Source organism: Ruegeria sp. HKCCSA071, from assembly GCF_017872555.1.
In the GTDB taxonomy this organism is placed as follows: Bacteria; Pseudomonadota; Alphaproteobacteria; order Rhodobacterales; family Rhodobacteraceae; genus Ruegeria.
This window is the reverse complement of record NZ_JAEDOX010000001.1, coordinates 304,477-315,442: the sequence shown is the minus strand read 5'-3', so window position 1 is coordinate 315,442 and position 10,966 is coordinate 304,477. Positions and strand designations below refer to the sequence as shown.

Genomic DNA, 10,966 nt, shown 5'->3' with positions numbered 1-10,966 from the left:
GCACAAAAATCTCGGGCACAGCCCCTTTCACAGGCGCCAAGGTAATCCGATCATGAGCGCTATAGACACGCTTCCCCCGCTGCGTGAGGTCATCGCAACCCACCAGCTTTCAGCGCGCAAATCGCTGGGGCAAAACTTCCTGCTGGATCTGAACCTGACCGCCAAGATCGCTCGACAGGCCGGAGATTTGTCAGAATGCGATGTGCTTGAAATCGGCCCCGGTCCCGGTGGGTTGACGCGGGGCCTGCTGTCCGAAGGCGCGCGCAAGGTGGTGGCCGTCGAAAAAGATACCCGGTGCATTGCCGCCCTAAACGACATCGCCGCCGCGTATCCGGGTCGGCTTGAGGTAATCAACGGCGACGCCCTGGAGATCAACCCGCTTGAATATCTGACACCACCAATCCGCGTCGCGGCCAACCTGCCCTACAATGTCGGCACCGAGCTGCTGGTGCGTTGGCTGACACCGCCCGAATGGCCCCCATTCTGGCAGAGCCTGACGCTGATGTTCCAACGCGAAGTAGCCGAGCGTATCGTTGCCCAACCCGGCAGCAAAGCTTATGGACGCCTTGCCATCCTTGCCCAATGGCGGGCCGAGGCACGTATCGCCATGTCGCTCCCCCCCGGGGCCTTCACCCCGCCGCCCAAGGTTTCAAGCGCTGTGGTCCACCTGACCGCCCTGCCCGAACCGCGCTATCCTGCCGACGCCGCCACCTTGTCACGTGTCGTGGCTGCCGCATTCAACCAACGCCGCAAGATGCTGCGCGCCTCACTCAAAGGTCTTGCCCCGGATATCGAAGATCGCCTTCTGGCCGCTGGTATCAAGCCCACTGACCGCGCCGAACAAATCCCGCTGGAAGCGTTCTGCGCTTTGGCGCGAGAAATCAAGAAAACCTGATCAAACAAAAAAGCCCCGAGTTTGACCTCGGGGCTTGGTTCATTGGACATCGGCTTTATTCAGCCGCCTCCGGTGCGTCCCCTGTGTCGGCAGAAGCATCCTCTTTTGCCTCCGGTGCAGGTTTGGGCTTCCGGGCGCGTGGCTTGCGCGCGGGTTTTTCCTTGCGCGGAGCCTCTTCCGGTGTTTCAGCCGCCGGGGTTTCTTTGTTCTCCGGGGTCTCTACCAGACCGCTATCGGGCTCTGAAGCCTGATGGGTAAGGTCCATCACATCAGGCTGCGGTGCCTCGGCCGGATCAGACTGACGGGTCGCTTCGCGTTCCTGACGTTCGGCACGTTCACGGTCGCGCTCGGCCTGGCGTTCGCGGTTCTGGCGCTCCTGCTCTTCACGGCGTGCGTCAATCTCGCGCTGCGCCTCGCTCAGCATCCGCAGGTAGTGTTCCGCGTGTTGCTGGAAGTTTTCTGCCGCCACGCGGTCATTCGACAGCTGAGCGTCACGTGCCAACTGGTTGTATTTGTCAATAATCTGTTGCGGCGTGCCACGGACCTTGCCTTCAGGACCCGAGCTGTCAAAAACCCGGTTTACGACGTTGCCGCCAGAAGGACGATTGCGGTTATTCTTGGCCCGCGAACGGGGTTTGGAAGATCTCATCTTACTTTACGTCAGCCTTATCTATGCGATGTCGTTCAACCCGTGTTTTGCACTGCTCTAAGGCGTTTGCCGTGACGGGAAGTCGACTTTTTGGGCTTGGCGTCAGGGGTGCGCTGCAACAGCGTCAACCTCGCCGACTAATCCTGAGTAAACATGTCCTGACGGCGCAGACAAGAGGAATCTCGGGTTTTCACCAGCTTTTTTGTTCAGGTCGGCGGTTTTTGCCGCAAACCCGCCGCTCAACCCGGCATTCTCGCGCCGACAACGCGGTCGCGACCGTCCAGATCATGGATCACCCGAACGTCCACCAATCCGGCGGCGTCGAACAGGGCTGATACTTTTGCCGCTTGCGTCGGACCAATTTCGACAAGAATTCGCCCGCCCGGAAACAGAAAATCCGGGGTCGCCGCCGCGATCCGACGATACGCGCCCAACCCGTCCCCTTCATCCGTCAGGGCCATACGCGGCTCGTGCTCACGCACTTCGGGCGAAAGCTCTTCCATCTCAGACACTGAGATATACGGCGGGTTGGAAACAATAAGGTCGAACTGCCCCTCAATGTTTTCAAGCCAGTTTGATCGAAGGATCTCAACCCGCGCCTCTACCTGATGCTGAACCGCATTGGCACTGGCTTGCAGGCAGGCGGCTTCGCTCAGATCAACACCCAAGCCCGTGGCACTGCTGCGTTCGGCCAGAAGGGTTATCAGGATACATCCCGAGCCCACCCCCAGGTCGAGGACATGATCAAATGGTTCGCTCAACGCCGCTTCGATCAAGGCTTCAGTTTCCGGGCGCGGATCAAGGACATCCCGGCTGACGCGGAACCTGCGGCCGTAAAACTCCCGCTCACCCAACAGATGCGACACCGGAACCCGAATGGCACGCAAGGAGATCAGCTGATCATAACGCTCGGCAATTTCGGGCTGTAATTCTTCCGGGGCAATCAGCGTCACGCGGCTGGCTTCAATCCGTGCAGCGTGGGCCAGCAACAAACGCGCGTCGCGCGCCGGATCGTCAACACCGGCCGCACGCAGGCGCGCTGTCGCCGCCACCATCGCCTGTGCCGCTGTTTGCAGACCCGTCATAGTGCCATCTCGGCCAGCAGCCGGGCCTGATCATCCGCCGTCAGCGCATCAATCACTTCGTCCAGATCGCCCTGCATCACCTGATCCAGCTTATAGAGCGTCAGGTTGATCCGGTGGTCGGTCATGCGCCCCTGCGGGAAATTGTAAGTACGAATGCGTTCCGAGCGATCCCCCGAGCCCACCTGACTGGCACGATCTGCCGAGCGTTCACTGTCAATCCGCTGCCGTTCCAGATCGTACAAGCGCGTCTTCAGAACCTGCATGGCGATTTCGCGGTTGCGGTGCTGAGATTTTTCGGAACTCGTCACCACCAATCCCGTCGGAAGATGCGTGATCCGCACAGCCGAGTCTGTCGTGTTCACGTGCTGTCCCCCGGCACCCGAGCTCCGCATCGTATCGATTCGGATATCAGTGGCGTCGATCTGGATGTCTACATCCTCGGCCTCGGGCAGAACCGCCACTGTCGCCGCCGAGGTGTGAATGCGCCCCCCGCTTTCGGTTTCGGGCACGCGCTGCACCCGATGGACGCCGGATTCATATTTCAAGCGCGCAAAGACATTGTCGCCTTTGATATGGGCGACCACTTCCTTGATGCCGCCCAGATCCGAGGCCTGCTCTTCGATAATCTCGAATTTCCAGCCACGCGCCTCGGCGTATCGCTGATACATGCGCAATAGATCACTCGCGAACAAAGCGGCCTCGTCCCCGCCGGTGCCAGGGCGAATTTCCAGCATCGCTGGACGGGCATCTGCCGCATCCTTTGGCAACAATGCCAGTTGGAGCGCGTTTTCCGCCTTGGGGATGCGAGCCTGCAACTCGGGGATTTCCTCCTCGGCAAGCTCTTTCATGTCCGGGTCAGTCAGCATCGCCTGCGCCTCGGCCAGATCTCCCACCAGCTGTCGCCAGGCCATGATCTGATCGACGACAGGCTTGAGGTCGGAATATTCTTTGGCCAGCGCCGCAATATCACCACCCGACGCGCCATCGGCCATGGCAGCTTCGAGGTACTGAAAACGCTGGGTGATCTGTTCAAGACGTTCTTCGGGGATCATCCCGGCGGTGTCTCTCATCCGGGGGCTTTGGTCAAGGGCAACGTCATGCTAAGCTGGCAGCCATGAAACGGGTTTTTCTTACTCTGCTGGTGACGACCACGCCTGCATTCGCCGATTACATCGGCCCTGACGGCAAGACGCGGGATTGCTATTGCACCGACACATCCGGGTCACGCATCGAACTGGGTGAAATGATCTGCCTTCAGGTCGACGGACGCATGTTCACCGCGCAATGCCAGATGTCCCTGAACGTTCCCATGTGGCGCGAGGTTCAGGAGGGGTGTTTGTCGTCCAAATTACAGAGTGAGCCTTTCGACCCCATTGATATAGACGATGCGTCCTGACCGTTTGCGCAACGACTAGAACTGCGCCAACCACCCATCGACCCGCGCCCTGTTCACCCCGAAATCCTTGCGACCAAACCGCAGGCGGCCATGAATGCGCAGGGTGTCTCCGTCCTGCTGAGCCGTGGTGTAGTCGGGAAAGCCGATCCATTTCGTGCGGGTGATATAGGTTATCATGCCCTCGCTGACCGAGCCGGCCAATACCTTAGTGCGCGGTGTGGTTTGGGCAATCTCGTCAAGACGCTGCAACCCGTCGGGGCCGGTTTCAACAACGCGCAACACACCACCGGGCAAGTTCTGGCTTTCGGTCGAAACGAAAGCGACGTGCCACCGCGCAGGGTCTGACGGTGCCAGCCGGACATAGGCGCCTGCCCCAACCACAAGCGCAATCACTGCCCACAAAGCCATCTTTTTCATCCCGCTCCATCCCTTTTGTGAACCCTAAGCGGAACAAAACCGGCGGCAAGACATTCCACCGCGTCTTACCGCGACGTCACACCCGGAAGGATACACAGCATCTCATAGATCAGGTTGGCTGCTGTCAGTGCTGTGTTGCCCGATGGATCATAAGGGGGTGAGACTTCGACCAGATCGCATCCCACCACGTTTACCCCATGCAGGGCATGGATCAGCTGCAACGCTTGCGGTGTCGTCAGCCCTGCGATTTCCGGCGTGCCGGTGCCCGGAGCATATGCGGGATCAAGGCTGTCGATGTCATACGAGATGTAAACCGGGTGGTCCCCGATGATCTTGCGAACCTGCGATCCGATCTGGGTCAGGTTCTGCTGCCACAGCTCCCAGGCCGGGAACTGGCGAAAACCCCAGTCCTTGGCTTCGGTAAAATCCGAGGCTGCATAGCCCGAGCCGCGAATGCCGATCTGAAACGTCTTGTCGGGAACAATCAGCCCCTCTTCATATGCACGACGGAAAACGGTGCCGTGGGTTTCGCGTTCACCGAACATCTCGTCATTCACATCGGCGTGGGCGTCCACATGCACCAACGCCACGGGCCCGTGTTTGGCCTTGATGGCTCGCAGGATCGGCAGGGTGATCGAATGATCGCCCCCCATCGCCACCGGGACCACGCCTTTCGCCAAAATGGCGTCATAGCTTTCCTTGATGATCCTGAGGCTGTCCGCCAGCGAGAAGGTGTTGATCGCCAAATCCCCAATATCGGCTATCTGCAAACTGTCGAACGGGGCCGCTCTGGTGGCCATGTTATAGGGCCGGATCATCGCGCTTTCGCCGCGGATCTGCTTGGGGCCAAAGCGCGTGCCCGACCGCCACGACGTGCCGATATCCATCGGCACCCCCAACACTGCCACATCCAACCCCTCAAGCGAAGAGGCCTGCGGCAGGCGCATGAATGTGTTCGGCCCGGAAAACCGGGCCAGATCATTCCCGCTAAGTGGTTGGTTGAAATCGGTCATGTGCGTAATGGTCCCGTCCCTGTTTGTCACTTGATCCAGCACATACCTTAAGCATGGCTAACTGTTGGTTAACGTGAACCCGTACGGGTTTACCCTTCTGCTTTTTCCAGCTTGTTCCACCCCAACAGGCAAATGATCTGAGTCGCCACATGGGCCCCAGCAATCGCTGTCGCACCTGAGGTGTCAAAGGGCGGCGATACTTCGACCACATCCCCGCCCTTGATATTGATCCCGGCAATGTCGCGCAGGATGATCTGCGCCTGAATCGAACTTAACCCACCCCAGACCGGCGTGCCCGTACCAGGGGCAAAGGCCGGGTCAAGACCATCGATGTCGAAGCTGAGGTAAACGGGGCTGTCACCAAGAATACCTTTGATCTTCTGCGCGACCACAGCAGGTCCCGATTCATGGACCTCGCGCGCATCGATAATGTTCACGCCCAGCGTATCCTCATTTGTGGTGCGAATACCCACCTGGACCGAGCGTTTCGGATCGACGATGCCCGACTTTACAGCCTTGTAGAACATTGTCCCGTGATCCACGCGGGACATGTCATCATCGGCCCATGTGTCGGTATGCGCATCGAATTGCAGCAGGGACATTGGCCCGTATTTCTCGGCATAGGCTTTGAGGATCGGAAAGCTGATATAGTGATCGCCACCCAGCGCGACTGACGCCACATCAGAGCCCAGAATGGTTCGGATGTGGTCGGTCAGCGTTTCGGGAAAGGCCGGGATATTGGCGTAATCATAAGCCATATCGCCATAATCCACGATCGCCAGCTCACTCAGCGCATCAAAGGGCCAGCCATAAGGCGCATCGGGCGACTGAAGCGCGCTGGCCTCACGGATCGCCCGAGGGCCAAGGCGCGTGCCGGGCCGGTTCGTAACCGCCTGATCAAACGGCACGCCAGTAACGGCGATGTCCACGCCCTTCAGGTTCTTGGTGTAAAGCCGCCGCAAAAAAGACGTCGCCCCGCCGAACGTATTTTCATAAGACAACCCCTTGAGGTCCGGATTGGTGAATGCCTCATCCACCTGGTTTCTTGCGTCTTCCAGTGCCATGTCTTCTGTAGTCCCTTTCCCGAACCTTTTTTCAGCTCAACGGCTGCGCTTTTTCCACGATCCGCGCGAAAAACGACGCGCCCACCGGTGCAATTTCGTCGTTAAAGTTGTATTTCGGATGATGCAGCCCCGCGCCCTCACCCTGCCCGAGGAACAGATAAGCACCGGGGCGCTTTTGCAGCATGTACGAGAAATCCTCGGCCCCCATCTCGCGCCCGGTATTGCCGGTGACCCGGTCGTCACCGGATATTTCACGCGCCACCTCGGTCGCAAAGCCCGCCTTTTCGGCATCATTTATGGTGGCTGGGTAATCGACATTGTATTCCAATCGCGCCTCGACCCCATAGGATTTGGCTTGCCCTTCGACAATCTCGGCCATGCGCCGCATCACCATCTGCTGGACGTTCGGATCGAATGTTCGAACGGTACCGTTGATATAGGCCGTATCCGGGATGACGTTGTTGACCGTGCCGGTGTGGATTTGCGTGACCGAAACGACAAGATCGTCCAGCGCATAATGGTTGCGGCTGACAATGGTCTGAATGGCCTGCGCAATCCCACAGGCCGCCATAACCGGATCACGGGTTTCATGCGGCATCGCACCGTGGCCGCCGACACCCTGAATATGCACTTCGAATGTATCGACAGCCGCCATGATCGGCCCCGGCGTTGTATAGAATGTCCCTTCGGCAAATCCCGGCGCGTTGTGCAGCGCATAGACCTGCGAGATGTCGAACCGGTCCATGATGCCTTCTTCGACCATCACACCAGCACCACCGCCATCTTCCTCGGCGGGTTGAAAGATCAGCGCCACGCGACCGCTGAAATTTCGCGTCTCGGCCAGATAACGTGCCGCGCCCAGTAGCATGGTAGTATGCCCGTCATGGCCGCAGGCATGCATCTTTCCGGGGTTCTGAGAGGCATAGTCAACGCCCGTTTCCTCGGTAATTGGCAACGCATCCATATCGGCGCGCAAGCCAATCGTCGGCCCGTCGCCCTGCCCGTTGATGATCGCGACCATCCCGGTCTTTGCGATCCCCTCATGCAACTCATCAACCCCGAACTCACGCAGACGTTCGGCCACAAAGGCTGCCGTTTCATGGCATTCGAATTCCAACTCGGGGATGGTATGCAGATACTGGCGCCATCTGGTCATGTCGGCAGAGAAATCGGCAATTCGGTTGACGACGGGCATCTGGGGTGGACTCCTGATCGGGACTGCGGAATGGATGCATCTGACACCGGAATGAAAGGGTTCGCAATGGCTGAAAATCCTCTGATCCATGACAGCGATGCAGGTATCGAACGGCTGCTGGAAATCATGCGCCGCCTGCGCGATCCGCAATCTGGCTGCCCGTGGGACATCGAACAGGATTTCGCGACCATCGCCCCCTATACGATCGAAGAGGCCTATGAGGTCGCGGACGCCATCGAACGCGAAGCCTTTGACGAGCTTAAGGGAGAGCTGGGGGATTTGCTTTTTCAATCCGTATTTCACGCCCAAATGGCAGAAGAAGCAGGACATTTCACCTTTCAGGACGTGGTGCGCACCATGTCCGACAAGATGGTCAGCCGCCACCCGCATGTGTTTGGCGATGAATCCCGCGACAAGTCGGCCGACCAGCAAACCAAAGATTGGGAAGCCATCAAAGCCGCCGAGCGGGCGGGCAAAGAACAAAAAGGTGCACTGGACGGTGTGGCCGCAAACCTGCCCGCCCTGTTGCGCGCGCATAAGCTGCAAAAACGAGCCGCTCGGGTGGGGTTCGACTGGCCTGACGCCAGCCATGTGCTGGCCAAGATCACCGAAGAAGCCGCCGAACTGGAAGAGGCGCGCGACAAGATGGATGCCGACGCGCTGGAAGACGAGTTCGGCGATCTGCTGTTCGTGATGGTCAATCTGGGCCGTCATCTTGGCATCGAACCCGAAGCCGCCCTGCGTCGCACCAATGCCAAGTTCACCCGTCGCTTTGAAAAGATCGAAGCCCGGCTGGCCGAACGGGGCAAGACCCCCACACAAAGCGATCTGGCCGAGATGGATGCGCTGTGGGACGAGGTCAAAACTGAAGAGCATCGTGCCAACGGCAAACTCCCGCCGGTGGATGCAGTGGCGGCGACCAGAAACGGGTAGACAAGCGATCCGACACTTGCGAGTGTCCCACCTTCACGACCCCCGGAGACGCCAATGCCCCCTCGCAAGATCATCATCGACACCGATCCCGGACAGGATGACGCCGTCGCCATCCTGCTGGCGCTGGCCAGCCCGGACGAGATCGAGGTTCTGGGTATCACGGCCGTCGCAGGTAACGTTCCGCTCGCCCTTACGGCCAAGAACGCCCGAATCGTTTGTGAATTGGCCGGACGTACGGATGTGCGGGTTTATGCGGGCTGCGACAAACCGCTGAACCGCGCGCTTGTCACCGCAGAACACGTGCACGGGAAAACCGGGCTGGATGGCCCGGTCCTGCCGGATCCGCAGATGCCATTGGCCGACGGTCACGCAGTGGATTTCATCATCGACACCCTGCGCGCTGAAGAACCGGGAACAGTGACCCTATGTCCGCTGGGGCCGCTGACAAACATCGCGACTGCATTTCGCAAAGCCCCCGATATCATCGACCACGTGCAGGAAATCGTCTTGATGGGCGGGGCGTATTTCGAAGTCGGCAACATCACCCCCACCGCTGAATTCAACATCTATGTCGACCCAGAAGCTGCTGATATAGTATTCAAATCCGGAAAGCCAATCGTTGTCATGCCATTGGATGTCACACACAAGGCGTTAGTGACCAAACCACGAAATGACGCGTTCCGCGCATTGGACAGCAAGGTAGGAAATGCCGTGGCCGAGATGACGGATTTCTTTGAACGCTTCGACAAAGAGAAATACGGCAGCGCGGGTGCTCCCCTGCACGACCCTTGCGTCACCGCTTATCTGATACGCCCCGAGCTGTTTTCGGGCCGCCGGGTGAATGTCGAGATTGAAACAGGGTCTGACCTGACCTTGGGCATGACCGTCGCCGATTGGTGGGGTGTCACCAACCGAGCACCAAATGCGCTGTTCATGGGAGAAATCGACGCCGACGGCTTTTTCACCTTACTGACAGAAAGGCTGGCCAGACTATGAGCGCTGCCCTCCGCCTTGCGCGCCCCGACGATCTGGATCGCCTGATGACACTGGTCACCGCCTTTCATACCGAGGTCGGACTGAAACAGGACACCGACAAGACACGCGATGCCCTCGCCCCCATGCTGGATGGCATCCCTCATGGCTGTGTCTATCTGATCGGGCCCGGACGCGCGCCGTTGGGATATATCATCCTGACCTTTGGCTGGTCAGTCGAGTTCGGCGGCATGGACGGTTTCGTGGACGAGATCTATATACGCCCCGCCGTTCGGGGCCGCGGCATTGCCACCGAGGTTCTACTGGACCTGCCTAAAGCTCTTGCCGGGGCAGGCCTGATGGCTCTTCATCTGGAAGTCGACCGGAACAATGAAACTGCCCAAAAACTCTATCTGCGCACGGGGTTCAGACAACGCGACAGCTATATGCTGATGAGCAAGGTACTTTAGCGCGACTCGCCACGGAAGATATTTGCCGGATTCATGTCCTGAACCGGGTCATTCGACGAAACCTCTTCTCCGGTTATCGGATACGTTCCCGGACCCGCACACGCGGACAATACCGTGATGGACGCTGTGACGATTATCAGAAGGAATTTGGATACAGACATCGTGGTCTCCTTTCTGCAATGAAGAAAGACTACGGCATTTCGAGTGAACGCGATAAGTAACAAGTTCACACATAAGAAAATTAAGCCACTTAATTATTATCAAATTTCTACATCAAAGACGACCATACCCCTGAGAGTTTTATCTTTTCTCTGGCACGCCAATGTCTTTCTCAAAAAGCGACATCTCGAAAAAAAGCAGGTGATCGCGTGCGATTTCAGGAGTTTCGTAATAGGCGTCGCGCAGGTGAAAGCCCAAAGACAGGTATAACCGAGTCGCCACTTCCAGGGGTTTGCCGGTGTCCATTCGAATACAGTCGAACCCAAGGCCACGGCACATTTCGATCAGCGAAAGCATGATGGCACAGCCTGCGCCGGTCCCCCTTGCAGCGTCGGTTACAAATACGCGTTTGATTTCAGCCACACCGGGCTCGTACGTGTGAAACATGCCGCAGCCGACCGGTTCCCCATGCAGCAATGCCAGTTTGATCCCACCGGTCGGCGGTGCGTGTTCCGCGTCAATGTTGTCCATTACACGGGCGTATTTTTCGCTTGGGTAGAAAGCCTGCACAATCTGGGCGGTTCTTTCATCCAGCGCCAGCAGGAAATCCCTGTAATCCCAACACAAACGCCGAACCGCTTCAAACTGGTCCGGCGTTTCCGGTTCGATGATGTTCAGCACAATGCGACCCCCGGATTAAACCCAGGGGCCAGCCTAG

General features: G+C 58.4%; 14 protein-coding genes. 5 read left to right on the top strand and 9 right to left on the bottom strand.

All coding sequences use genetic code 11. The features are described 5' to 3' along the window. The first annotated feature begins 52 nt into the window (after positions 1-52). On the top strand, positions 53-895 hold the full coding sequence (rsmA, locus tag I9188_RS01595; RefSeq protein WP_209503699.1) for a 16S rRNA (adenine(1518)-N(6)/adenine(1519)-N(6))-dimethyltransferase RsmA: 843 nt from the start codon (positions 53-55) through the stop codon (positions 893-895). Between the two features lie 55 nt (positions 896-950). On the opposite strand, the gene I9188_RS01590 is transcribed toward rsmA, so the two are convergent. The 3 genes from I9188_RS01590 to prfA form a co-directional block, all read right to left on the bottom strand. Continuing rightward, positions 951-1,544, bottom strand: coding sequence for a DUF4167 domain-containing protein (locus I9188_RS01590; RefSeq protein WP_209503698.1), 594 nt, complete (start codon positions 1,542-1,544; stop codon positions 951-953). 239 nt (positions 1,545-1,783) lie between these two features. After that, entirely contained in the window at positions 1,784-2,629 is an 846-nt protein-coding gene (prmC, locus tag I9188_RS01585) for a peptide chain release factor N(5)-glutamine methyltransferase (RefSeq protein WP_209503697.1), read from the bottom strand. Next, positions 2,626-3,681, bottom strand: coding sequence for a peptide chain release factor 1 (prfA, locus tag I9188_RS01580; RefSeq protein WP_209504873.1), 1,056 nt, complete (start codon positions 3,679-3,681; stop codon positions 2,626-2,628). Before prfA ends, prmC begins: the two co-directional genes overlap by 4 nt. A gap of 62 nt (positions 3,682-3,743) precedes the next feature. Between prfA and I9188_RS01575 the strand changes: the two genes are divergently transcribed. Beyond that, positions 3,744-4,025 (top strand): hypothetical protein, encoded by a 282-nt coding sequence (locus tag I9188_RS01575; protein WP_209503696.1) that lies wholly within the window; start codon positions 3,744-3,746, stop codon positions 4,023-4,025. 15 nt (positions 4,026-4,040) lie between these two features. On the opposite strand, the gene I9188_RS01570 is transcribed toward I9188_RS01575, so the two are convergent. The 4 genes from I9188_RS01570 to I9188_RS01555 form a co-directional block, all read right to left on the bottom strand. Next, complete coding sequence (locus tag I9188_RS01570; protein ID WP_209503695.1) at positions 4,041-4,442, bottom strand: DUF1499 domain-containing protein; 402 nt, start codon at positions 4,440-4,442, stop codon at positions 4,041-4,043. 65 nt (positions 4,443-4,507) lie between these two features. Then, positions 4,508-5,455 carry an agmatinase gene (speB, locus tag I9188_RS01565; protein WP_209503694.1) on the bottom strand — a complete coding sequence of 316 codons (948 nt, stop codon included), beginning with the start codon at positions 5,453-5,455 and terminating at the stop codon, positions 4,508-4,510. Positions 5,456-5,544: 89 nt separating this feature from the next. Further along, positions 5,545-6,519, bottom strand: coding sequence for an agmatinase (gene speB, locus I9188_RS01560; protein ID WP_209503693.1), 975 nt, complete (start codon positions 6,517-6,519; stop codon positions 5,545-5,547). A gap of 31 nt (positions 6,520-6,550) precedes the next feature. After that, entirely contained in the window at positions 6,551-7,714 is a 1,164-nt protein-coding gene (locus tag I9188_RS01555; RefSeq protein ID WP_209503692.1) for a M20 aminoacylase family protein, read from the bottom strand. 66 nt (positions 7,715-7,780) lie between these two features. Between I9188_RS01555 and mazG the strand changes: the two genes are divergently transcribed. The 3 genes from mazG to I9188_RS01540 are packed head-to-tail and all read left to right on the top strand — an operon-like array spanning position 7,781 to position 10,089. Then, positions 7,781-8,647, top strand: coding sequence for a nucleoside triphosphate pyrophosphohydrolase (mazG, locus tag I9188_RS01550; RefSeq protein ID WP_209504872.1), 867 nt, complete (start codon positions 7,781-7,783; stop codon positions 8,645-8,647). A gap of 54 nt (positions 8,648-8,701) precedes the next feature. Beyond that, positions 8,702-9,643, top strand: coding sequence for a nucleoside hydrolase (locus I9188_RS01545; protein WP_209503691.1), 942 nt, complete (start codon positions 8,702-8,704; stop codon positions 9,641-9,643). After that, positions 9,640-10,089: a GNAT family N-acetyltransferase gene (locus I9188_RS01540; protein ID WP_209503690.1), complete on the top strand. Its 450-nt coding sequence runs from the start codon at positions 9,640-9,642 to the stop codon at positions 10,087-10,089. Before I9188_RS01545 ends, I9188_RS01540 begins: the two co-directional genes overlap by 4 nt. Here I9188_RS01540 and I9188_RS01535 read toward each other — a convergent pair. Then, on the bottom strand, positions 10,086-10,250 hold the full coding sequence (locus I9188_RS01535) for a hypothetical protein (protein WP_171631940.1): 165 nt from the start codon (positions 10,248-10,250) through the stop codon (positions 10,086-10,088). The two genes, I9188_RS01540 and I9188_RS01535, sit on opposite strands and share 4 nt — an antisense overlap. A gap of 139 nt (positions 10,251-10,389) precedes the next feature. Continuing rightward, the gene (locus I9188_RS01530; RefSeq protein ID WP_209503689.1) at positions 10,390-10,929 is read right to left on the bottom strand and encodes a GNAT family N-acetyltransferase; all 540 of its coding nucleotides are present in this window, start codon (positions 10,927-10,929) and stop codon (positions 10,390-10,392) included. Positions 10,930-10,966 lie beyond the last annotated feature (37 nt).